The organism is Mycolicibacillus trivialis (assembly GCF_002102395.1).
Lineage (GTDB): Bacteria > Actinomycetota > Actinomycetes > Mycobacteriales > Mycobacteriaceae > Mycobacterium > Mycobacterium triviale.
The window spans coordinates 105717-127403 of the sequence record NZ_LQPZ01000012.1 but is presented as its reverse complement, the minus strand read 5'-3'; the positions used below and the strand labels follow the sequence as shown (position 1 = coordinate 127403).

Annotated in this window: 22 protein-coding genes; 9 read left to right on the top strand and 13 right to left on the bottom strand. The window is 71.0% G+C overall.

Annotation, left to right across the window (positions count from 1 at the left end):
- Window positions 1-9: 9 nt before the first annotated feature.
- The 6 genes from AWC30_RS03880 to AWC30_RS03855 are packed head-to-tail and all read right to left on the bottom strand — an operon-like array spanning window position 10 to window position 4352.
- Complete coding sequence (locus tag AWC30_RS03880) at window positions 10-852, bottom strand: DegV family protein (RefSeq protein ID WP_085108878.1); 843 nt, start codon at window positions 850-852, stop codon at window positions 10-12.
- Complete coding sequence (gene octT / locus AWC30_RS03875; protein WP_085108877.1) at window positions 849-1598, bottom strand: diglucosylglycerate octanoyltransferase; 750 nt, start codon at window positions 1596-1598, stop codon at window positions 849-851. The genes AWC30_RS03880 and octT overlap by 4 nt, the downstream gene beginning before the upstream one ends.
- Window positions 1588-2262, bottom strand: a complete 675-nt coding sequence (gpgP, locus tag AWC30_RS03870; RefSeq protein ID WP_085108876.1) for a glucosyl-3-phosphoglycerate phosphatase — start codon at window positions 2260-2262, stop codon at window positions 1588-1590. The genes octT and gpgP overlap by 11 nt, the downstream gene beginning before the upstream one ends.
- Complete coding sequence (gene rsfS / locus AWC30_RS03865; RefSeq protein ID WP_085108875.1) at window positions 2259-2630, bottom strand: ribosome silencing factor; 372 nt, start codon at window positions 2628-2630, stop codon at window positions 2259-2261. Before rsfS ends, gpgP begins: the two co-directional genes overlap by 4 nt.
- Window positions 2627-3262, bottom strand: a complete 636-nt coding sequence (gene nadD, locus AWC30_RS03860; RefSeq protein ID WP_372507223.1) for a nicotinate-nucleotide adenylyltransferase — start codon at window positions 3260-3262, stop codon at window positions 2627-2629. The genes rsfS and nadD overlap by 4 nt, the downstream gene beginning before the upstream one ends.
- A 37-nt stretch (window positions 3263-3299) precedes the next feature.
- Window positions 3300-4352 (bottom strand): NAD-dependent epimerase/dehydratase family protein, encoded by a 1053-nt coding sequence (locus tag AWC30_RS03855; protein WP_085108873.1) that lies wholly within the window; start codon window positions 4350-4352, stop codon window positions 3300-3302.
- Between the two features lie 162 nt (window positions 4353-4514).
- Between AWC30_RS03855 and AWC30_RS03850 the strand changes: the two genes are divergently transcribed.
- Window positions 4515-5105: a methyltransferase family protein gene (locus AWC30_RS03850; protein WP_085108872.1), complete on the top strand. Its 591-nt coding sequence runs from the start codon at window positions 4515-4517 to the stop codon at window positions 5103-5105.
- Window positions 5106-5113: 8 nt separating this feature from the next.
- Here AWC30_RS03850 and AWC30_RS03845 read toward each other — a convergent pair whose 3' ends face one another.
- Genes AWC30_RS03845 through AWC30_RS03835 form a run of 3 tightly spaced genes read right to left on the bottom strand, consistent with a single transcriptional unit; the run spans window position 5114 to window position 8730 of the window.
- Entirely contained in the window at window positions 5114-6544 is a 1431-nt protein-coding gene (locus tag AWC30_RS03845; protein WP_085108871.1) for a vWA domain-containing protein, read from the bottom strand.
- Window positions 6545-6548: 4 nt separating this feature from the next.
- Entirely contained in the window at window positions 6549-7424 is an 876-nt protein-coding gene (locus AWC30_RS03840) for an AAA family ATPase (RefSeq protein WP_085108870.1), read from the bottom strand.
- Window positions 7425-7449: 25 nt separating this feature from the next.
- Window positions 7450-8730 carry a glutamate-5-semialdehyde dehydrogenase gene (locus AWC30_RS03835; RefSeq protein WP_085108869.1) on the bottom strand — a complete coding sequence of 427 codons (1281 nt, stop codon included), beginning with the start codon at window positions 8728-8730 and terminating at the stop codon, window positions 7450-7452.
- Between the two features lie 99 nt (window positions 8731-8829).
- On the opposite strand from AWC30_RS03835, the gene purU reads away from it, so the two are divergent.
- Complete coding sequence (purU, locus tag AWC30_RS03830; protein WP_085108868.1) at window positions 8830-9720, top strand: formyltetrahydrofolate deformylase; 891 nt, start codon at window positions 8830-8832, stop codon at window positions 9718-9720.
- A 7-nt stretch (window positions 9721-9727) separates the two neighbouring features.
- Window positions 9728-10585 carry a ribokinase gene (locus AWC30_RS03825; RefSeq protein ID WP_085108867.1) on the top strand — a complete coding sequence of 286 codons (858 nt, stop codon included), beginning with the start codon at window positions 9728-9730 and terminating at the stop codon, window positions 10583-10585.
- Window positions 10586-10592: 7 nt separating this feature from the next.
- Here the strand turns inward: AWC30_RS03825 and AWC30_RS03820 are convergent, their stop codons facing one another.
- Window positions 10593-12635, bottom strand: a complete 2043-nt coding sequence (locus tag AWC30_RS03820) for an NAD(+) synthase (RefSeq protein WP_085108972.1) — start codon at window positions 12633-12635, stop codon at window positions 10593-10595.
- 56 nt (window positions 12636-12691) lie between these two features.
- Between AWC30_RS03820 and AWC30_RS03815 the strand changes: the two genes are divergently transcribed.
- From AWC30_RS03815 to AWC30_RS03795, 5 genes are read left to right on the top strand one after another with little or no spacing between them, the layout of a single operon-like run.
- Window positions 12692-13237 (top strand): cysteine hydrolase family protein, encoded by a 546-nt coding sequence (locus tag AWC30_RS03815; RefSeq protein ID WP_085108971.1) that lies wholly within the window; start codon window positions 12692-12694, stop codon window positions 13235-13237.
- A 10-nt stretch (window positions 13238-13247) separates the two neighbouring features.
- Window positions 13248-14120, top strand: a complete 873-nt coding sequence (locus tag AWC30_RS03810) for an NAD-dependent protein deacetylase (RefSeq protein WP_234807923.1) — start codon at window positions 13248-13250, stop codon at window positions 14118-14120.
- Complete coding sequence (locus AWC30_RS03805; protein WP_085108866.1) at window positions 14113-15036, top strand: ABC transporter ATP-binding protein; 924 nt, start codon at window positions 14113-14115, stop codon at window positions 15034-15036. The genes AWC30_RS03810 and AWC30_RS03805 overlap by 8 nt, the downstream gene beginning before the upstream one ends.
- Complete coding sequence (locus AWC30_RS03800; RefSeq protein WP_085108865.1) at window positions 15029-15814, top strand: ABC transporter permease subunit; 786 nt, start codon at window positions 15029-15031, stop codon at window positions 15812-15814. The genes AWC30_RS03805 and AWC30_RS03800 overlap by 8 nt, the downstream gene beginning before the upstream one ends.
- Window positions 15815-15858: 44 nt before the next feature.
- Window positions 15859-17118 (top strand): MFS transporter, encoded by a 1260-nt coding sequence (locus AWC30_RS03795; protein WP_109561912.1) that lies wholly within the window; start codon window positions 15859-15861, stop codon window positions 17116-17118.
- Between the two features lie 7 nt (window positions 17119-17125).
- On the opposite strand, the gene AWC30_RS03790 is transcribed toward AWC30_RS03795, so the two are convergent.
- Complete coding sequence (locus AWC30_RS03790) at window positions 17126-18385, bottom strand: cytochrome P450 (RefSeq protein ID WP_085108864.1); 1260 nt, start codon at window positions 18383-18385, stop codon at window positions 17126-17128.
- Between the two features lie 91 nt (window positions 18386-18476).
- Between AWC30_RS03790 and AWC30_RS03785 the strand changes: the two genes are divergently transcribed.
- Window positions 18477-19148 carry a TetR/AcrR family transcriptional regulator gene (locus tag AWC30_RS03785; RefSeq protein WP_085108863.1) on the top strand — a complete coding sequence of 224 codons (672 nt, stop codon included), beginning with the start codon at window positions 18477-18479 and terminating at the stop codon, window positions 19146-19148.
- Here AWC30_RS03785 and proB read toward each other — a convergent pair.
- Both proB and obgE read right to left on the bottom strand, forming a co-directional pair.
- Window positions 19104-20204 (bottom strand): glutamate 5-kinase, encoded by a 1101-nt coding sequence (proB, locus tag AWC30_RS03780; protein ID WP_085108862.1) that lies wholly within the window; start codon window positions 20202-20204, stop codon window positions 19104-19106. The two genes, AWC30_RS03785 and proB, sit on opposite strands and share 45 nt — an antisense overlap.
- Window positions 20201-21637, bottom strand: coding sequence for a GTPase ObgE (obgE, locus tag AWC30_RS03775; RefSeq protein ID WP_085108861.1), 1437 nt, complete (start codon window positions 21635-21637; stop codon window positions 20201-20203). Before obgE ends, proB begins: the two co-directional genes overlap by 4 nt.
- Between the last annotated feature and the right edge of the window lie 50 nt (window positions 21638-21687).

The following is a 21687-nucleotide window of genomic DNA, read 5'->3' as shown; positions in this document are numbered from 1 at the left end:
ATCCGGGGTTCAGTACTGCGGGGCCGCCGGGTCGACGCAGACCCCGAGCGCGCCGGGTCCGACGTGCAGCCCCAGCACCGGCCCCAGCCCGGTCACGATGGCCGGGGGGCACTGCGGCAACCGGTCAGCGAGGGTGGCGGCGAGTTCCGCGGCGCCGTCGGGGTCGTCGACGTGGTGCACCGCGATCGCCGCCGACTGGTCGCCGACGGTGTCGCACACTCGCTCCACCATCGCCGCGATCGCCTTGCCTGCCGTCCGGATCCGTTGGGCCAGGACGAGTTTGCCGTTGTCGATGCGTAGTAGCGGTTTCAGCGACAGCGCCGTTCCCAACCAGGCGCCGGCACCGCCGATGCGGCCGCTGCGGCGCAGACTCTCCAGCCGCTGCACCACCAGGTAGGCGCGACCGCGTTCGGCCGCGGTGGCCGCGGCAGCGGCGACGACGGCCAGCTCGGCGCCGTCGGCGGCCGCGCGGGCCGCGGCGAGTGCAACGAACCCCGCGCCCATGGCCGCTGAGCGGGAGTCGACGACCCGCACCGCGTCACCGAACTCACCGGCGGCGGCCCACGCCGCTCCGACCGTGCCGGACAGCTCCGCCGAGACGTGCACTGCGACTACTCCGTCGCCGTCGCTGGCGGCATGAGCCCGCCGGTAGGCGGCGCGCAACTCTTCGGGGGTGGCGGCCGCGGTGCTGACCCGGCCGCGTTCCATCAGGTCGGCCGGCATGTCGTCGACGCCGTCGCTGAGGTCGGCCCCGTCGGCCAGGATGTGCAGCGGCACCTCGGGGATGCCCCACCGCGCGCGCAGCGGCGCCGGGATCCGCGCCGCCGAATCGGTGACCACGACCACCGTCACGACGCGGCTCCGCCGACGCCGGCCTGCGCCAGCGCCTTGAGCATCAGGTCCGCCACCGCCCGGTGCGCCTCGAAGTTCCAGTGGATGCCGTCGGGGTTGCCCCGCCCGGCCATGATGTGTTCGCCGACAGCCGCTTTCAGATCGACCAGGGGGACATCACGGCTCGCCGCCCAGTCGGTCAACGCCGCCACCGTCGGCTGACGGCCGTGGTGTGCCTTGCCGTAGGTTTCAGCGATGTGCACCGACGGCAGGCAGGCGATCACCGGGATGTTCGGCCGATTGAAATCGATTGCGGCGCGGGTCTGTTCGAGGTAGTCCACGGTCAGCTGCGGCGGCAGCGCCGAACGCGCCACCGGCGACAACCGGGGCTGCAACCAGCCGTAGCCGTCCCGGGTCCAGCGCCGCAGCCGCGGCGGCCGGATGTAACGGATCAGCTCGCGCAGGGCGGTGGGCAGCACCGAGGGCAGTGAGTCCATGCCGCTGGTGGCGAAGACGACCGCCCCGGCGCGCGGCAGCGCCGCCCAGGCTCGCGGGTCCTGGGTGGCGGCCCACCATACGTCGCGGCTGGTCCAGCCGATCCGCCCGATCAGTTCCACATCCCAGTCGAGTTCGGCGGCAACCAGATTCGGCCAGATTCTCGGGTCGTCGGCGGGCAGCCCGCCGGTGGGTCCGTAGTAGGACAGCGAGTCGGCGAACACCAGCAGCGTCGGGCGGGTCACGCCGGCCCGACTCGCCTCAGAGGACATCGTTGGCCACCTGGGCGGAGGCGTTCCACACGTCGAGCCGCCAGCTGATCGCCTCGGGATCGCCGCCGCGATCGGCAGCGGGATGGCCGCTGAGCTGCACCCAGCTCGCGTTGGCCAGCCCACCGAGTGCGGGCCAGTTCGCCACCGGCAGCCGCAGCAGTGCTGCGGTCAGCGCCGCGATCAGCCCGCCGTGGGCGACCAGCACCACCGGCCGCTGTTCGGGGTCGGCGCCCCACCCCGTTTCGGCGGCGACCAATTCGGCGACCAGCGGCAGGCTGCGCTCGGCGACGTCGATGCGGTTCTCGCCGCCGTGCGGCGCCCAGGTGGCGTCTTCGCGCCACGCCAGCCGGGCGCCGGGTGCGGCGGCGTCAACCTCGGTGTGGGTCAGGCCCTGCCAGTCGCCCAGGTGTGTCTCGCGCAGCCGGGCGTCCATCCGCACCGGCAGCCCGGCGCGCTCGCCGAGGGTGACGGCGGTGTCGTGGGCGCGGCGCAGGTCGGAGGAGACGATCACCAGCGGCTGGCGTTTGGCCAGCACTTCGGCGGCGGCCACCGCCTGCGCCCGGCCCAGATCGCTGAGCTCGGTGTCCAGTTGGCCCTGCATCCGGCTGGTGGCGTTGAACTCGGTCTGGCCGTGCCGCAGCATAACCAGGCGTCGCACGCTCACGAGTCGTCCCCGGCCGGGGCGACCGGCACTGTCGGGCAGTCACGCCACAGCCGGTCGAGGGCGTAGAACTCGCGTTCGTCGCGGTGTTGGATGTGCACCACGACGTCGACGTAGTCCAGCAGCACCCAGCGCCCCTCCCGGGTGCCCTCCCGACGCGCCGGCTTGTGCCCGGCGTGGCGCATCTTCTCCTCCACCTCGTCGACGATGGCGCCGACCTGGCGTTCGTTGGCGGCGGAGGCGAGCACGAAGTAGTCGGTGATCACCAGTTGGCTGGAGACGTCGATGATCACGACGTCGTTGGCGAGTTTGTCGTCCGCGGCCTCGGCGGCGACGCGGGCCATGGCCAGTGCCTCGGTGGCTGATGTCATCGGTGGCCTCGCTGGTCTGTGTGGTGGTCTGCGTACAGGTTGCGTTTGGTGACGTACTGCACGACGCCGTCGGGGACCAGGTACCAGATCGGCCGGGACTCGGCGGCGCGGCGGCGGCAGTCGGTCGATGAGATCGCCAGGGCGGGGACTTCGATGAGGGTGAGCGCGTCGCCGGGCAAGTCGTCGAGGACATCGCCGAGGTGGTCGTCGTTGAGGTCGTAGCCGGGCCGGCTGACCCCCACGAAGCGGGCCACCGCGAACAAGTCTTCCCAGTCCTGCCAGGACAGGATGGTGGCGAGGGCGTCGGCGCCGGTGATGAAGTACAGCTCGGCGTCCGGGTTGAGCGCGTGCAGATCACGCAGGGTGTCTTTGGTGTAGGTGGGACCGACGCGGTCGATGTCGACGCGGCTCACCGAGAACCGCGGGTTGGAGGCGGTGGCGATGACCGTCATCAGGTAGCGGTCCTCGGCGGCGGTGACGTGGCGGTCTTTCTGCCAGGGCTGCCCGGTGGGGACGAAGACGACTTCGTCGAGGTCGAAACGCGCGGCCACCTCGCTGGCCGCGACCAGGTGGCCGTGATGGATGGGGTCGAACGTCCCACCCATGACACCCAGTCGCCGTCGTTCACGCACGATAGGCCAGCTTACTTGGGTGGCCGGTGGCCACCGGCTACCGTCGCGCCGACCCGTCGTCGATCATCTGCTGGAAGTGTTCGACGACCGAGTCCTCCACCGGCCGCAGCGTGATGCCCAGTTCGGCCGGGGCGCGCGACCCGTCGAAGCACAGCGGCCAACCGACGTTGCGCTCGACGTACGTGCGGGTCAGTCCGCCGACGGGTGCGGCCAGCTTGATCAGGAACTTGGGCAGTTCGCGGGTGGGGAAGGCCAGGCGCGGGCCGAAGTGGCGGCGCAGCATCCGGCTGAGCCCGAGCATGCTGACGATCTCGGAGTTGACCACGTAGCGGCCGTGGGCGTCCGCGGTGAAGCCGGCGGCGATGTGCGCCCGGGCGACATCGCGCACGTCGACGGCGCCGAGTTGCAGCGCCGGCGCGCCCATCGCCATCGACATGTCGACGAAATGGCGCATCGTCGTCATGCTGCCCGAGACGCTGGAGGTGGTCAGGGCCGGTCCCAGCACCAGCGACGGGTGGATGGTGACCAGATCCCAGCGCTGCTGGGCCTGCTGGATGGCCCAGGCCTCCCGCTCGGCGACGGTCTTGGAGTACGAGTACGCCTGATGGTCGACGGTGCTGGTGGTGTTCCAGTCCGCCTCGGTGAAGCAGTCCTTGCCGGCCATGTCCGCGTTGTCACCGTAGATCGCGGCGACGCTGCTGGTCAGCACCACACGCTTGACCGACTCGGTGGCGTTCACGCTGGTCAACACGTTTCGGGTGCCCTCAAGGGCGGGGCGGATCAACTGCTCGTGCGGGTCGCGGACGGTGCCCATCAAAAACGGCGACGCGGTGTGGATGACCAGGTGGCAGCCGTCCATCGCGGCGGTGAAACTGTCCGGCTCCAGCAGGTCGGCGCGGTGCAGGCTGAGCCGGTCGGGGTGCTGCGCCGCCAGCGCGTGCAGGTGTTCCAGCCCGTGTGGTTTCTGCGGGTCGCGCACGGTGGCGCGCACCCGGTGGCCGTCTTCGAGCAGGTAACGCACGATCCAGCTGGCGACGTAACCGCTGCCGCCGGTGACCAGCACCGGGGCGTTCGGGTCAACGGTGGTCATGTCCTCCGATGCTAGTCGCCCTCGAAAGTCGTTCCATGGCGGTGGAACGACGGTTGTTTCACCGTCGGGCTTCATTCGCGGCGTCCGGGGGTGTTGACATCGCGCGCACCACCCGATAGCCATACACATAGCAATGTTTGCATGAATTAGGAGAGGGTCGTGATGCCCTACGCCGCGCTGGCGCTCTATCTGGTGTTCGCCGCGGTCGGGTTCGGGTGGCGCAGTTGGGCGCAGTACCGGCGCACCGGGTCGACCGGGTTCCGCCGGGTCGGTTCGAGTCCCGGCGCGCTGCTGGCCGGCGCCGGTTTCCTGTTCGCGGCGCTCGCCGGGGTGGCCGCTCCGGCATTGCAGATCGCCGGGTTGTTGTCCCCGGTGCCGGTGCTGGACGCCGGATGGCTGCAGGCCGTCGGGCTGGTGTTGGCGATCGCCGGAATGCTGAGCACGTTCTACGCCCAGCGCGACATGGGCGAGTCCTGGCGGGTCGGGGTCGATCAGGACGAGACGACGCAGTTGGTCCGCGACGGCGTGTTCGGCCTGGTCCGCAACCCGATCTTCACCGCCATGCTGGCCTTCGCCGCGGGAACAGCGCTGCTGGCGCCCAATGCGTTGGCGCTGGGCGCGTTCGGGTTGCTGCTGGTCAGCATCGAGTTGCAGGTGCGCGTGGTCGAGGAGCCCTACCTCGCCGCGGTGCACGGCGCGCAGTACCGCCGCTACCGCGCCGAGGTGGGCCGGTTCGTGCCCGGGATCGGCTGAGCGCGCCGCTACACCGGCAACAATTGGTCGACCACCGCCGCCAGCTGCTTGGCCGAGCGACATTCGTGCATGGTGATCAGATCCTGGTAGCGCGGCGCCACCGAATCCCCGGTCCCCCACAGGTGTTTCGGTTCGGGGTTGAGCCAATGGGCATGGCGGCTGGCCGACACCAGCTCGGCGAGCACGCCGAGGGCGGGGTCGCGGTAGTTGTTGCGGGCGTCGCCGAGCACCAGCAGCGAACTGCGCGGCGAGAGCACCTGCGGGAAGTTGTCCGCGAACGAGGTCAGTGCGTGACCGTAGTCCGAGTGGCCGTCGATGGTGTACACGCCCGCCTCGCGGGTGACCCGCTGGATGGCGACCGCGAGATCGGCGTCCGGGCCGAACAGGTGGGTCACCTCGTCGGTGGTGTCGATGAACGCGAACACCCGCACCCGGGAGAACTGCTGGCGCAGGGCGTGCACCAGCAGCAGGGTGAAATGGCTGAATCCGGCGACCGACCCCGACACGTCGCACAGCACCACCAGCTCGGGCCGGGCCGGGCGGGGTTTACGCAGCACCACGTCGATCGGCACCCCGCCGGTCGACATCGATTTGCGCAGGGTCTTGCGCAGGTCGATCGCCCCGGCCCGGGAGCGGCGCCGCCGGGCGGCCAGCCGGGTGGCCAGGGTGCGGGCCAGCGGCGCCACCACCCGGCGCATCTGGCGCAGTTGGTCGCCGGAGGCGCGTAGGAACTCCACGTTCTCGGCCAGTTGCGGGATCCCGTACATCTGGACGTGGTCGCGGCCCAGTTGCTCGGCGGTGCGCCGCTTGGTTTCGTCCTCGACCATCTTGCGCAGTTTGGTGATCTGCTTGGCGGCAACGGCTTTGGCGATCTGCTCCTGGCTTGGGCTGGGTTCGTCTCCGTAGCCGGCGAGCAGCCCGGCCAGCAGTCGGCCCTCCAGTTCGTTCAGCGACATCGCTTTGATCGCCTGATACGACGAGTACGACGGGCCGCGGCTGGAGTTGTACCGGCCGTAGGCCTGCACGATCTGGGCCACCAGCCCGGCGAGCCGGTCCTCGGCGGCCGGATCGGTGTCGGTGAGCGCCTCGAGAAGCATCGCGTGCATCGCGTCGACGTCATCGGGGGGCACCACGTCGCCGGCGGCGGCGTCGTCGTCGAGCACGGTCCGCCCACCCAGCGCCGCCGGGAACCACAGGTCGAACAGGGCGTCGTAGGTGTCGCGGTGATCGGGGCGGCGCAGTACCGCGCACGCCAGCCCCTCCCGCAGCACCTCCCGGTCCCCGAGTCCTACGACGGTGAGCACCCGGCCCGCATCGACGGTCTCCGACGGCCCGACGGCGATACCGTGGCCGCGCAGCGCCGACACGAACCCGACCAGGTGGCCGGGAATGCCCTGCGGCGCGAGCGGCTGGGCTGGTCCGGTGCGGCGCGGCGTCATCGGTTCAGTTCAGCCGCAGTTCGCCGGCGGCGCGGGTCTGGTCGGACTGGTGTTTGAGCACCACTCCGAGGGTGGCGGCGATGGTGGCGTCCTCCAGGGTGTCCAGTCCCAGCGCAAGCACGGTACGGCCCCAGTCGATGGTTTCGGCGACCGACGGCAGCTTCTTCAGTTGCATGCCGCGCAGCACCCCGACGACGCGGACCAACTCCTCGGCGAGACGTTCGGGTAGCTCCGGCACCCGCGACAGCAGGATGCGCCGCTCGAGTTCGGCGTCGGGGAAGTCGATGTGCAGGAACAGGCAGCGCCGCTTGAGCGCCTCGGACAGTTCCCGAGTCGCGTTGGAGGTCAGCACCACGAACGGCGCCCGGGTGGCGGTGATCGTGCCCAGCTCGGGAACGGTGACCGCGAAATCGGAGAGCACCTCCAGCAGCAGCCCCTCGATCTCGATGTCGGCCTTGTCGGTCTCGTCGATGAGCAGCACGGTGGGCTCGGTGCGCCGGATCGCGGTCAGCAGCGGCCGCGACAGCAGGAACTCCTCGGAGAACACATCGGTTTTGGTCTGGTCCCAGTCCCCCGAACCGGCCTGGATCCGCAGGATCTGCTTGGCGTGGTTCCACTCGTAGAGGGCACGCGCCTCATCGACGCCCTCGTAGCACTGCAGCCGCACCAGTCCCGAGCCGGTGGCCTGCGCGACCGCGCGGGCCAGCTCGGTCTTGCCGACCCCGGCCGGCCCCTCCACCAGCAGCGGCTTGCCCAGCTGATCGGCGAGGTAGACCGCGGTCGCGGTGGCGGTGTCGGGCAGGTAGCCGGTGGCGGCCAGCCGGGCCGCCACATCGTCGATGTCGGCGAAGAGGGCGGCGGGCCGGGCGGGCAGACTCACAGTGGGTGCTCCTGGGGTTCGTCGGTCAGGCGGGCCGGGTCTGGCCGTCGCCCCACACGATCCATTTGGTCGAGGTCAGTTCGGTCAGGCCCATCGGGCCGCGGGCGTGCAGTTTCTGGGTGGAGATGCCGATCTCGGCGCCGAAGCCGAACTGCTCGCCGTCGGTGAACGCCGTCGAGGCGTTCACCATCACCGCAGCCGCGTCCACCTGCTCGGTGAAACGTTGCGCGGCCGCCATGTTCGCCGTCACGATCGCCTCGGTGTGCCCGGTGCCGTATTCGTTGACGTGCTCGATGGCGGCGTCGATGCCGTCGACGATCTTCAGCGCGATGTCCATCGAGAGGAACTCGGCGCGCAGTTCGTCCTCACCTGCGGCGGCGTCGCCGCCGTGCACGGTGACCCCGGCGGCGCTGAGCGCGTCGAGCAGCCGCGGTAGCGCCCGGTCGGCGATCGCGGCGTCGACGAGCAGCGACTCGGCGGCGTTGCAGACGCTGGGCCGACGGGTCTTGGAGTTCAACAGGATCCGCTCGGCCAGGTCGAGGTCGGCGGCTTCGTGGATGTAGACGTGGCAGTTGCCGACACCGGTCTCGATGGTGGGCACCTGCGCGTCGCGCACCACCGCCTCGATCAGGCCGGCACCGCCGCGCGGGATCACCACGTCGACCAGGCCGCGCGCCTGGATCAGGTGGGTGACCGTGATGCGGTCGGAGGCGTCGAGCAGTTGCACCGCGTCGGCGGGCAGGTCCTCACCGAGCAGCGCGTCGCGGACCACCTCGACCAGCGCCCGGTTGGAGTTCGCCGCCGAGGAGCTGCCCCGCAGCAGCGCGGCGTTGCCGGACTTGAGGGCCAGGCCGAACGCGTCGACGGTGACGTTGGGCCGGCCCTCATAGACCATGCCGACCACCCCGAGCGGCACCCGCAGCTGACGCAGCATCAACCCGTTGGGCAGGGTGTAGCCGCGCAGCACCTCGCCGACCGGGTCGGGCAGCCCGGCGACCTGCCGCAGCCCGGCGGCGATGGCGTCGACGCGCTGGGCGTCCAGCGCCAGCCGGTCGATCATCGCCTCGGGCGTCCCGACGGCGCGGGCCGCCTCGACGTCGTCACGGTTGGCGGCGAGGATCTTCTCGCGGTGTTCGGTGAGCGCGTCGGCGGCGGCGTGCAGGGCGTGGTCCTTGGCGACGGTGGGCAGCGTCGCGAGCACCCGAGAAGCGACCCGGGCCCGCCGCGCCGCGTCGTGGACGTGTCGGCGCAGGTCCGGCTCGGGTTTGCCGGCCGAGGTCAGATCGGGGATCAACTGCGAACTCATCCGTCCAGGGTATCGGGCCGCGCCGCCGGCCCCCGCGGGGCGGCGGCCGGGTGAGCGACCGACCCCCGTCGCGGGACCCGGCCGACTAACCTGCCGGTCATGACGACTTCGCCGGCACCGCGCCGCTCCCTTCCGGTCGAGGACATCGGCCGGCTGGTCCTCCGGTGTCCCGACCAACCCGGCATCGTCTCGGCGGTCAGCACCTTTCTGGCCCGGGCCGGCGCCAACATCGTCTCCCTGGACCAGCACTCCACCGAACCGGTCGGCGGCACCCTGCTGCAGCGCACCATCTTCGTCCTGCCCGGCCTGACCGCGGCCCGCGACCGGTTGGAGGCCGAGTTCGGCGCCACCGTCGCCGCCGAGTTGGGTATCGACTTCCATTTCACCGAGGCCGCCGCCTTCAAGCGGGTGGCGATCATGGCGTCACGCACCGACCACTGCCTGCTGGACCTGCTGTGGCGCAACCAGCGCGGCGAGCTGGACATGTCGGTGGTGATGGTCATCTCCAACCATCCCGACCTCGCCGACCGGGTGCGGCCGTTCGGGATCCCGTTCGTCCACATCCCGGCAAGCGCCGCCAACCGCGCCGAGGCCGAGCAGCGTCAACTGGAGTTGCTGCAGGGCAACGTCGACCTGGTGGTCCTGGCCCGCTACATGCAGATCCTCACCCCCGACTTCCTGCGCCGCATCGGCTGCCCGATGATCAACGTCCACCACTCGTTCCTGCCGGCGTTCATCGGCGCCAACCCCTACCAGCAGGCCCGCGACCGCGGGGTCAAGCTGATCGGGGCCACCGCGCACTACGTCACCGACGATCTCGACGAGGGGCCGATCATCGAGCAGGACGTCGCCCGGGTCGACCACGCCCACATGCTGGCCGACCTGGTGCGCATCGGCGCGGACGTGGAACGCGCGGTGCTGTCGCGGGCGGTGCAATGGCACTGTCAGGACCGGGTCATCCAGCACGGCAACCAGACGATCGTGTTCTGAGCCGGCCGTGACGGACGGACCGCGGGTCGGCGTGGTCGGCAGTGTCAACCTCGACACCGCCTACCGGGTGGCGACGCTGCCGCGGACCGGGGAGACCGTGCTCGCCGGACCGGCGGCCAGCGGGCCCGGCGGCAAGGGGGGCAACCAGGCGGTGGCCGCCGCCCGCGCCGGCGCCGACGTGCGGTTCGTCGGCGCCGTCGGCGACGACGCGGCCGGCCGGCGGCTGCGCGACCACCTGGACGCCAACGGGGTCGGCCTGGACGGGCTGGTCTGCCGGCCCGGCCCCAGCGGGCAGGCCCTGATCGTCGTCGACGACGCCGGCCAGAACATGATCGTCGTGGCGCCCGGCGCCAACGCGCAACTCGAGATCGACGACGCGCTGCGTGCGGTGATCGCCGGGTGCGACGTCGTGCTGCTGCAACTGGAGATCCCGGTGGCGACCGCGGTGGCCGCCGCGGCGGCGGCACGCGCCGCCGGCGCCACCGTGATCGTCAACGCCTCCCCGGCCCGTCCCGGCCTCGACGAACTGGCGGCGCTCACCGACGTCGTGGTGGTCAACGAGGCCGAAGCGGCGCACTGGCCCCACCCGGTGGCCCACCTGGTGGTGACCCTCGGCGCCGACGGCGCCCGCTACCGGGGTCCGGCGGGGCGGTTCGCGGTGCCTGCCCTGCCGGTGTCGCCGGTTGACACCGCAGGCGCCGGAGACGTGTTCGCCGGGGTGCTGGCCGCCGGGTGGTCGGCAGGTCCGCAGCAGGCGTTGCGGCGCGCGAGTGTGGCCGGCGGGTTGGCGACACTGGTGGGCGGGGCCGGCGACTGCGCGCCCACCGCCGCGTCGATCGAGGCCGCGCTGACCGACCTGCCCTGAACCGCGGTCAGCCCTCGGGGATCTCGCGGTCGATCGCGTCGAGCCAGATGCGGGCGGACAGATCCGACGGGGCCCGCCAGTCGCCGCGCGGTGAGAGCGCTCCGCCACCGCTGACCTTGGGGCCGTTGGGCATCGCAGAGCGTTTGAACTGACCGAACCCGTAGAAGCGCCGGGCGAAGACCTGCAGCCAGTGCCGGATCTCGGCGAGCTGGTAGGCCGGGCGCCGCCCGGCCGGATACCCCGACGGCCAGGCGCCGAGTTCGGCGTCGTGCCAGGCCTGCCAGGCCAAAAACGCGATCTTCGCCGGGCCCGAGCCGTGCCGCAGCACCTGGAACAGGGTGAAGTCCTGCAACGCGTAGGGCCCCACGACGTCTTCGCTGCGTTGGATGTCCTCACCGTGCCCCGGTGGCACCAGTTCCGGGCTGATCTCGGTGTCGAGCACCGAGGCGAGCACCTTGGCGACCTCGGTGGAGAACTGCTCGGAGGAGATCACCCACCTGATGAGGTGCTGGATCAGTGTTTTCGGCACTCCCCCGTTGACGTTGTAGTGCGACATCTGGTCGCCCACGCCGTAGGTGGCCCAGCCCAACGCCAGTTCGGACAGGTCACCGGTGCCCAGCACGATGCCGCCGCGCTGGTTGGCGATACGGAACAGGTAGTCGGTGCGCAGCCCGGCCTGCACGTTCTCGAACGTGACGTCATAGACCGGCTCGCCGCGGCCCGCGGGGTGCCCGATCCGGTTGAGCATCAACGTCGCGGTGTCGCGAATGTCGATCTCTTCGATGGTGGCGCCCAGTGCTCGGCTCAACGCGATTGCGTTGTTCTTGGTGTGATCGCCGGTGGCGAAGCCGGGCATGGTGAACGCGAGAATGTCACTGCGGGGCCGCTTCTGCCGGTCCATGGCCCGGGCTGCGACGATGAGGGCGTGGGTGGAGTCCAGGCCGCCCGATACCCCGATCACCACCTTGGGGTTCCCGATCGCCCGGAGCCGCTGCTCGAGGCCGGACACCTGGATGTTGTACGCCTCGTAGCAATCGCGTTGCAGCCGGGCAGGATCGGCCGGGACGAACGGGAAGCGCTCCACCCTGCGGCGCAGGCCGATGTCGCCCTGCGGCGGGTCGACGGTGAAGGTGACGGTTCGAAACGACTCGGTCTCCACCCGGTGTCTGCGACGGTTGTCGTCGAAGGTGTTCGCCCGCAACCGCTCCGCGCGCAGTGCGCCGACGTCGATGTCGGCGATGGTGCGCTGGGCGGCAGCGGGGAATCGCTCGCCCTCGGCCAGCAGCGCACCGTTCTCGTAGATGACCGACTGGCCGTCCCAGGCCAGGTCGGTGGTCGACTCCCCCGGTCCGGCCGCCGAGTAGATGTAGCCGGCCAGGCACCGCGCCGAGGCGGAGCGGGCCAGCAGCTTGCGTTCCTCGGCCCGGCCGATGGTGATGGGGCTCGACGACAGGTTGGCCAGCACCGTCGCGCCGGCCAGCGCGGCCTGCGCACTCGGCGGGATCGGCACGAACATGTCCTCGCAGATCTCCACGTGCAACACCAGATCGGCGACATCGTCGGCGGCGAACAGCAGGTCCGGCCCGAACGGCGCCTGCGCGCCGGCCACCTCGATCTCACCGTGCTCCCCTGCCCCGGTGGCGAACCAGCGCGGCTCGTAGAACTCCCGGTAGCCGGGCAGGTGGGACTTGGGGACCACGCCGAGCACCGCGCCGCGGTGAATGACCACAGCGGTGTTGTACACCCGGTTGCGGTGCCGCAGCGGTGCGCCGAGCACCAGCACCGGGCGCAGCGCCACCGAGGCCGCCACGACCGTCCCCAGCGCACTGTGCACGGCGGCCAGCAGGGTGTCCTGCAGCACGATGTCGTCGATCGAGTACCCCGAGAGGGTCAACTCCGGGAAGACGGCCACCGCGACCCCGTCGTCGTGGCAGGCGCGGGCCAGGGTCAGCACCGACTCGGCATTGGCCTCCGGTTCGCCCAGGGCGGTGCGGTGGGTGCAGGCGGCGACCCTGACGAACCCGTGCCGGTAGACGCTGTAGAAGTCCATCGCCGCCATTGTCGCCTCTGCGGTGTCATCGCGCTGGCTTTGGGTACCAGATGATCATGAGTGACACCGCGGTCCTGGTCGTGGACATGATGAACGATTACCGGCACCCCGATGCCGACCTGCTGGCCCGCGACGCCGCCCGGATCATCGAACCACTGGCCGACCTCATCGGCCGGGCCCACCGCAGCGACGACGTCGACCTGGTCTACGTCAACGACAACTACGGCGATTTCACCGCCGACTTCTCCGATCTGGTCGATGCGGCCCTGGACGGGGGACACCCCGACCTGGTCCGTCCGATCGCCCCGGCGCCCGACAGCCTGACCGTGACCAAGGTGCGCCACAGCGTGTTCTACGCCACCGCACTGGGGTATCTGCTGGAACGGCGCCGGGTCCAGCGACTGGTGCTCGCCGGGCAGGTCACCGAGCAGTGCATCCTCTACAGCGCGCTGGACGCCTATGTGCGCCATATCCCGGTGACGGTGGCGACCGACGCGGTGGCCCACATCGACGCCGACCTGGCCGAGGCGGCGCTGCGGATGATGCGCCAGAACATGGGGGCGCGGCTGACGACGGCCGCGGAGTGTCTCGATCACCGTTAACCTCGACGGGGTGACGGTCGTGACCGGTGCCGACAGCGCCACGGCCCCCGACCTGGTCGCGTTGTTGGCCGGGCGGCGGGTCGCGGTGCTCACCGGCGCCGGGGTCTCCACCGACTCGGGCATCCCCGATTACCGCGGTCCCGACTCGCCGCCCAGTAACCCGATGACGATCGCCCAGTTCACCGGCGACCCGCTGTTTCGGCAGCGGTACTGGGCCCGCAACCATGTCGGCTGGCGGCACATGGCGGCCACCGCGCCCAACGCCGGGCACCGGGCGCTGGCCGAACTCGAACACGCCGGGGTGGTGTGCGGACTGATCACCCAGAACGTCGACCTGCTGCACACCAAGGCGGGCAGCCGAGCGGTGATCGACCTGCACGGCCGCTACGACCGGGTGGTCTGCCTGGACTGCGGGCACACCCTCAGCCGCGCGGCGCTGGCCGATCGGCTCGAGGCGCTCAACCCCGGTTTCGGCCGGTCCGCCGGCCCGGTCGGCGGGATCGCGGTGGCTCCGGACGCCGACGCCGTCGTCACCGACACCGCCGACTTCCGGTTCGTCGACTGTCCGCGGTGCACCGGGTTGCTCAAGCCCGACATCGTCTATTTCGGGGAGAACGTGCCCCGCGAGCGGGTCGCCCGGGCCGACGCCCTGGTCGACGAGGCCGACGCGCTGCTGGTGGCCGGGTCGTCGCTGACGGTGTACTCCGGGTACCGGTTCGTCCGGCGCGCCGCGGCGCAAGGTATCCCGGTCGCGATCGTCAACCGCGGGCCGACCCGCGGCGATGCGCTGGCCACGGTGAAACTCGACGCGGGGTGCTCTCCGTTGCTGGCGCTTCTGGCCGCGGAGTTGCCCCGTCCGGCCGCGGTGGCCCCCGGTGGTTGAGTCGGCCGGGACGGTGCTGCAGACCCTGGCCCTTACCCGCCGTTTCGGCCGTCGCCGCGGGGTCAGCGAAGTCGACCTGCGGGTTGGCCCCGGTGAGGTGTTCGGGTTCCTCGGCCCCAACGGGGCCGGTAAGACCACCACGATCCGGCTCCTGCTGGGACTGTGTCGGCCCACCTCCGGGCACGTCGCGCTGTTCGGCCTCGACCCGCACCGCCGTCCGGTCGAGGCTCTGCGCCGGGTGGGCTACCTGCCCGGTGAGCTGAGCCTGTACCCGCGACTGACCGGGCGGCAGGTCCTGAAACGGCTGGCCCGAATCCGTGGCCACACCGATCACCGCTTCCGCGACGAGCTCGCCGAGCGGTTCACCGTCGAACTCGACGCGCCGATCCGCACGCTGTCGAAGGGCAACGTGCAGAAGATGGGATTGGTGCTGGCGTTCGCCCACCGGCCCGACCTGCTCATCCTCGACGAGCCCACCTCGGGTCTCGACCCTCTGCTGCAGGACGAGTTCACCCGCCTGGTGCGCGAAACCGCCGACGAGGGGCGCACCGTGTTCTTGTCCTCCCACGATCTCGACGAGGTGCAGCGGGTCGCCGACCGGTTGACGATCATCAAGGAGGGCCGGCTGCAGGTCACCGACACCGTGGAGCGGTTGCGGGCCGCCGCGCCGAAAACCGTCGAGCTGTGCTTCACCGATGCCGTCGATCTCGCCCCGTTCCGGCGGCTGGACGGGGTGCGGGTGCTGGCCCAGCAGGACGGTCGGCTGCGCCTGACGATGGCCGGCGCCATCGGACCGCTGCTGCGTCTGGCCGCCGATCTCGATCCGGTCGACATGACCGTGCGCCCACCGGATCTCGAGGAGTTGTTCTTGGGCTACTACCGCGGCGGCGCCGACGAAGCGGGCCGTCATGGGTGACATCGCGCTGCTGGATCTGCGGCTGCGCCGACGGCTGACCCTCGGTTACATGCTGGGCATGGCCGCCTACACCGCCGTGGTCATCGCGTTGTACCCGACGTTCAAGGACGCTCACGGGCTCGACGCCCTGGTGCAGGACTCGGGTGCGGTGGCCGCCCTGTTCGGCGCGACCGATCCGTTGACCTCCCCGGCCGGCTGGCTGGGCGCCAACCTGTACGGCAACTTCCTGCCGCTGCTGACCCTGATGGCCACCATCGGCTACGGCGCGACGGCGATCGCCGGGCAGAACGAGGAGGGCACCCTGGCCCTGGTGGCGAGCCTGCCGGTGCGCCGGGCGCGGATCGCGATGGCCAAGCTGGCGGCCCTGGCGGTCCAGGCGCTGCCGGTGCCGGTGGCCACCGCCGCGTGCATCGTGGCCGGTCGGGGCCTGGATCTCAACCTCGGCGCCGCGCAGCTGTGGGGCGCCACCGCGGGGGTCGTGGGGTTGGGATTGGTCTTCGGCGCGTTGGCGCTGTTGCTCGGGGCGCTCACGGGCAGCCGCGGGGTGGCGTTGGGGGTGACGACCGGGGCGGCGGCGGTGAGCTACCTGGTCAATTCGCTGGCCCCGCTGATCGACTGGCTGGAACCGGGTCGGTATTTTTCCCCGTTCTTCTACGCGGTCGGTGACCATCAGTTGCGCGATGGGCAGTCCCCGGCCTGGCTGGCGGTGCTGGGCGGTGCGGCGTTGGTGCTCGCCGGCGCGGCGGTGATCGCCTTCCGGCGCCTCGACGTGCGCTGAGTCCGGTTGCGTGACGGGCCGGCGCGCCGTGCCACGATGCTGCGGTGACCACGCAGCGGCTCACCTCCGATCAGCGCAATGCGTTTCTGGCGGCGTTTTTGGGCTGGACGATGGATGCCTTCGACTACTTCCTGGTGGTGTTCGTCTACGCCCACATCGCCGCGGACTTCGGCCATTCCAAGACCACCGTCGCCTTTCTGACCACCGCCACGCTGGTGATGCGACCGGTCGGTGCGCTGCTGTTCGGATTGTGGGCCGACCGGGTCGGCCGACGGGTGCCGCTGATGGTCAACGTGGTGTTCTACTCGGTCGCCGGGTTCCTCTGCGCCTTCGCCCCGAACTTCACCGTCCTGGTCGTCCTGCGGATGTTGTTCGGCATCGGGATGGGCGGCGAGTGGGGCCTGGGGGCCGCCTTGGCGATGGAGAAGGTGCCCACCGCACGACGCGGCTTCTTCTCCGGGCTGTTGCAGCAGGGCTACATGGTCGGCTACCTGTTGGCCAGCCTGGCGGCGCTGCTGATGATGGACTGGCTGCAGCTGTCCTGGCGGTGGTTGTTCGCGTTGAGCATCCTGCCCGCGGCGATCAGTTTGATCATCCGCTACCGGGTGAAGGAATCCGAGGCGTGGGAGGCCACCCACGATCGGATGGCGCTGACCCACACCCGTATCCGCGACGTCCTCGCCAATCCGGCCGTGATCCGGCGGTTCGGCTATCTGGTGTTGCTGATGACCGCGTTCACCTGGATGAGCCACGGCACCCAGGACGTGTATCCGGTGTTCCTGCAGGCCACCGACCACGGCGGCGCCGGCCTGTCGAGTTCCGCGGTCAAGTGGATCGTGGTGGTGTACAGCATCGGCGGGATCATCGGCGGGGTGGTCTTCGGGGCGCTCTCCGAGCGGTTCGGGCGGCGCCACACCGTGATGTGGTGCGCCGCCATGGCATTGCCGATCGTGCCGCTGTTCGCGTTCTCACGATCCGCGGCGATGCTGTGTCTGGGCGCGTTCCTCATCCAGGTGTTCGTGGTGGGCGCGTGGGGGGTCATTCCCGCGCATCTCAACGAGATGTCCCCGGATGCGATCCGCGGCCTGTATCCGGGAGTGACCTATCAGCTCGGAAATCTGTTCGCGTCGCTGAACCTGCCGATCCAGGAGCACCTGGCGACCGCCCGCGGCTACCCGTTCGCCCTGGCGGTCACGATCGTGCCGGTGCTGTTGATCGTGATATTCCTCGCCGCGATCGGCCGGGACGCCACCGGCCGGGAGTTCGGCGCCACCGCGGCGGCCGACACCGCCGCGCCCACCTGACGGCCCGCTAGAACTCGGCGGGCATCGCGCGGATGGCGTGCACAAAGTTGCTGGGGACGAAGGCGGGTTCGCCGGCTCGGATGTCGGGGAGTTGGCGGAGCAACTCGCCGATGATCGCCCGCAGTTGCGCACGCGCCACATGGGTGCCCAGGCAGTAGTGCGCGCCGCCGCCCCCGAATCCGATGTGCGGGTTCGGGTCCCGGCTCAGGTCCAGGCGATCGGGCCGGTCGAAGACGGCTTCGTCCCAGTTGCCGGACTGGTAGAACATCACCACCTTCTCCCCTGCGCGGATCTGTTCGCCGGCGAGTTCGGTGTCGGTGGCGGCGGTGCGCCGGAAGGTCAACACCGGGGTGGCCCAACGGATGAACTCCTCGACGGCGGTGCCGATGCGGTTGTCGAAATCAGCTGTCAGCCAGGCTCGCTGGTCGGGGAAGTCGGTGAGAGCCTTCAGTGCGTGGCTGGTGGCCTGGCGGGTGGTGTCGTTGCCGGCGACACACAGCAACACGAAGTAGGCGGCGATCTCGTTGTCGGTCAGCCGGTCTCCGTCGATCTCGGTGTTGGCCAGGCTGGAGAACAGGTCGTCGCTGGGGTTCTCCCGGCGGTCGGCGGACAGGGTGGCCGCGAGTTGGTGCAGGTAGCCCTGGTTCTCGAACAGGACTTCCAGCGGGTTGCGACCGTTGAGGTAGACCGGATCCGCCCAGGAGACCAGGGCGTCGGCGGCATCGGCGACCCGGTCCCGTTCGGATTCGGGGATGCCGACCATGTCCGACAGGGTCCGTACCGGCAACTCTTTGGCGCAGTGTTCGACGAAGTCGGCGCCGCTGCCCGCGGCGGCGAGTTCTTCGACGATGCTCTTGGCGTTCGCCTTGATCGAGTCCTCGATGCGGCGGACCTGGCGTGGCGTGAACGCGGCGCTGGCCAGTTTGCGCAGTTTGGTGTGCCGGGGCGGGTCCATCGCGAGAAAGGACTGGTTGCCCTCCAACAACTCCTCGGGCACGTTGTCGAACAGCACCCCTTTGCCGGACAGGAAAACATCGTTGGCACGGCTGACGGCGACGATGTCGCTGTGGCGGGTGACGGCCCAATAGCCGGGGTCGGTCGGGTCGGGGATCAAGGTGTCCTGCACCGGCGGGTGCCAGCTCACCGGACGCTCCGCGCGCAGGGTGGCGAACGCGCGTTCGCGCTCGGCCGCCGGGGTCGACCAGAACGCCCGGGAGGACAGGTCGATCGGGTCATAACCGCGCTCGGCGACCGGTGATGTGGACATGAGACCTCCTGCACGGTGACGTGGACCACAGCTACCGTAGGTCTGGACAGAGTGTCTAGTCAATATGTCCAGCCGGGCTTAGGCTGACGGTATGGCCTCCGTGACGCGCAGGCCGCAGGCGACCCGGGAGCAGCGCCGCGGCGATATCGAGCGTCGGCTGCTGGCGGCCACCGAGCAGCTGATGACCGCCGGTGCCAGCTTCACCGAGCTCAGCGTCGAGCGGCTCGCCGCGCAGGCCGGCATCTCCCGGGCCAGCTTCTACATCTACTTCCAGGACAAGGGCGAGTTGTTGCGGCGACTGGCCGCCCACGTGTTCGGCGACCTGACCGCGGCGGCGCAGAACTGGTGGCGGGTGGCGTGGCGCAGCGACCCGGCCGACGTCCATCGCGGCATGGCCGGGATCATCGCCAGCTACCGGCAACACCAGGCGTTGCTGATCGCGCTCAGCGAGATGTCCGGCTACGACGAGCAGGTGTCCGAGACCTACCGGGAGCTGGTCGCCGGGGTCGCGGCCGCGCTGACCGCGGTGATCGAGGCCGGCCAGGCCGACGGCTCGATCCACGCCGATCTGCCCGCCGCCGCGACCGCCGCGGCGCTGACCTGGATGGTGGAGCGCTCCTGCCAGCAGGGCCTGCCGGGCAGCCCGCCGGAGTACGACGCCACCCTCGCCGACGCGCTCACCGCGATCGTGCGCGGCGCGCTGTATCCGGCGCGTCGCTCAGACGGCGACCAGGTCGTCGGCGTGCACCGCCGGACGACGTAGCTCAGCGGGCAGCTGGGAGGTCGACCGCCCGGTCATGCCGGCCAGTTCGGTGGCGTCGTAGGCGACCACCCCGCGCGCGATGACCGCCCCGTCCGGCCCGCAGAGTTCGACCACGTCGCCGCCGGTGAACCGGCCGTGCACCGCGGTGATCCCGGCCGGCAGCAGCGAGCCGCGACGGGCCAGCACCGCCTCCACCGCACCGGTGTCCAGGGTGAGGGTGCCCGCCGAGTCCGCTGCGTAGCGCACCCAGAACCGCCGGGCCGACATCCGCGCCCCACGCGCCGGGAACACGGTGCCCACCGACGCCTCGGAGAGGGCGGCGGCCGCGTCGGCGGCGGCGGCCAACAGCACCGGCACGCCCGCGTCGGCCGCCAGCAACGCCGAGGACAGTTTCGAGGCCATGCCGCCGGTGCCCAGCGAACTGCCCTGCCCGGCGACCACCCCGGTGAGATCCGCCGGGCCGGACACCTCGGCGACGAACCGCGCCGGCCCCTTGCGCGGGTCGGCGTCGTAGAGCCCGTCGATGTCGGAGAGCAGCACCAGCGCGTCGGCGCCGACCAGGTGCGCCACCAGCGCGGAGAGCCGGTCGTTGTCGCCGAACCGGATCTCGTTGGTGGCCACCGTGTCGTTCTCGTTGACGATCGCCACCGCGTGCAGCGCCCGCAGCCGGTCCAGGGTGCGCTGGGCGTTGGTGTGGGAGACCCGCCGCGCGATGTCGTGCGCGGTGAGCAGCACCTGCCCGACGGTGCGGTCGTGCCGGGCGAACGCCGTGCTCCAGGCGTTGACCAGCGCGACCTGCCCGACGCTGGCGGCGGCTTGCTTGGTGGCCAGGTCGGTGGGCCGCCGGGTGAGCCCGAGCGGTTCGAGGCCGGCCGCGATCGCGCCGGAGGAGACCAGCACCAGATCCGAGCCGGCCCGCATGCGGGCCTCCATCGCGTCGACCAGCCCGGCCAGCCGACCGGCGTCGAACATGCCGCTGTCGGTGGTCAAGGCGGTGGTTCCGACCTTGACCACGACGCTGCGGGCGCCGCGGATCAGGTCGCGGGTGCCGCTCACCGGTCGCTCTCCCGGCGGGCCCGCCGGGCCGCCTTGCGGTCGGCGGCGCTGGGCCGCTCGCTGCGGTCCATCCGCGAGTCGGTGCCGCGTCCGCCCAGCGGCACGTCGACCCCGGCCGGTGTCGCGGGCTCCCAATCGAAGGTCATCTCCCCGATGGTGACGGTGGCGCCGGGCCGCGCGCCCAGGCGGACCAGTTCGTCTTCCACACCGAGCCGGGCCAGCCGGTCGGCGAGGTAGCCGACCGCCTCGTCGTTGTCGAAGTCGGTCTGCTGCACCCAGCGGTGCGGCCGGGTGCCGTGCACCACGAAACCGCCCTGCCCGTCGCGTTCGACGCGGAAGCCGGATTCGTCGACCGGCACCGGTCGGATCACCGGGCGCCGCGGCGCCACCTCGGGTTGGGCGGCCCGGTAGGCCGCGACCAGCTCGGCGAGCGCGAACGTCAACGGGCGCAACCCCTCATGGCTGGCGGTGGACACCGAGAACACCGGCCAGCCGCGTTCGGCGACCTCGTCGTGGACGAAGTCGGCCAGCTCGCGCGCCTCGGGCACATCGATCTTGTTGAGGATGACCGCCCGCGGCCGCTCGGCCAGGTCGCCGAGGGTGGTGTCGCCGCGCAATGTCGGGGTGTAGGCGGCCAGTTCGGCTTCCAGCGCCTCGATGTCGGAGAGCGGGTCGCGGCCGGGTTCCAGGGTGGCGCAGTCCACGACGTGCACCAGCACCGCGCAGCGCTCGACGTGGCGCAGGAAGTCCAGGCCGAGGCCGCGGCCGGCCGCCGCGCCCGGGATGAGTCCGGGGACGTCGGCGACGGTGAAGGTCTGCTCACCGGCCGAGACGACACCGAGGTTGGGCACCAAGGTGGTGAACGGGTAGTCGGCGATCTTGGGTTTGGCCGCCGAGATCGCCGCCACCAGTGAGGATTTGCCCGCCGAAGGGAAACCGATCAGCCCGACGTCGGCGACGGTCTTCAGCTCCAGGACCAGGTCGCGTTCCTGTCCCTTCTCGCCGAGCAGGGCGAACCCGGGGGCCTTGCGGGCCCGGGAGGCCAGGGCAGCGTTGCCCAGCCCGCCGCGGCCGCCCGCGGCGGCGTCGAACCGGGTGCCCGCGCCGACCAGATCGGCCAGCAGGGTGCCGTCCTCGTCGAGGACGACGGTGCCGTCGGGCACCTTGACCTCCAGGTCCGCGCCGGCGGCTCCGTCGCGGTTGCCGCCCATGCCCTGTTTGCCCGACGACGCGATGAGGTGCGGGCGGAAGTGCAGATCGAGCAGGGTGTGGACCTGGGGGTCGACGACGAGGACGACGCTGCCGCCGCGGCCGCCGTTACCGCCGTCGGGACCGCCGAGCGGCTTGAACTTCTCGCGGTGTACCGACGCGCAGCCGTTCCCACCGGAGCCGGCGCGCACGTGGATGACCACGCGGTCGACAAACCGGGGCATCGGGCGTCCTTTCACCCCTACTCACGCAGCGAACGTGTCACCACTGCGAA

Bases quoted from the DNA above. Each gene is read 5' to 3' on its own strand.
- octT (WP_085108877.1), bottom strand. From the start codon at position 1,598: ATGTCCTCTGAGGCGAGTCGGGCCGGCGTGACCCGCCCGACGCTGCTG.
- AWC30_RS03785 (WP_085108863.1), top strand. From the start codon at position 18,477: ATGGCCTCCGTGACGCGCAGGCCGCAGGCGACCCGGGAGCAGCGCCGC.
- rsfS (WP_085108875.1), bottom strand. From the start codon at position 2,630: ATGACATCAGCCACCGAGGCACTGGCCATGGCCCGCGTCGCCGCCGAG.
- AWC30_RS03855 (WP_085108873.1), bottom strand. From the start codon at position 4,352: ATGACCACCGTTGACCCGAACGCCCCGGTGCTGGTCACCGGCGGCAGC.
- AWC30_RS03815 (WP_085108971.1), top strand. From the start codon at position 12,692: ATGAGTGACACCGCGGTCCTGGTCGTGGACATGATGAACGATTACCGG.
- AWC30_RS03800 (WP_085108865.1), top strand. From the start codon at position 15,029: ATGGGTGACATCGCGCTGCTGGATCTGCGGCTGCGCCGACGGCTGACC.
- AWC30_RS03850 (WP_085108872.1), top strand. From the start codon at position 4,515: ATGCCCTACGCCGCGCTGGCGCTCTATCTGGTGTTCGCCGCGGTCGGG.
- AWC30_RS03835 (WP_085108869.1), bottom strand. From the start codon at position 8,730: ATGAGTTCGCAGTTGATCCCCGATCTGACCTCGGCCGGCAAACCCGAG.
- AWC30_RS03790 (WP_085108864.1), bottom strand. From the start codon at position 18,385: ATGTCCACATCACCGGTCGCCGAGCGCGGTTATGACCCGATCGACCTG.
- purU (WP_085108868.1), top strand. From the start codon at position 8,830: ATGACGACTTCGCCGGCACCGCGCCGCTCCCTTCCGGTCGAGGACATC.
- AWC30_RS03845 (WP_085108871.1), bottom strand. From the start codon at position 6,544: ATGACGCCGCGCCGCACCGGACCAGCCCAGCCGCTCGCGCCGCAGGGC.
- AWC30_RS03820 (WP_085108972.1), bottom strand. From the start codon at position 12,635: ATGGACTTCTACAGCGTCTACCGGCACGGGTTCGTCAGGGTCGCCGCC.
- obgE (WP_085108861.1), bottom strand. From the start codon at position 21,637: ATGCCCCGGTTTGTCGACCGCGTGGTCATCCACGTGCGCGCCGGCTCC.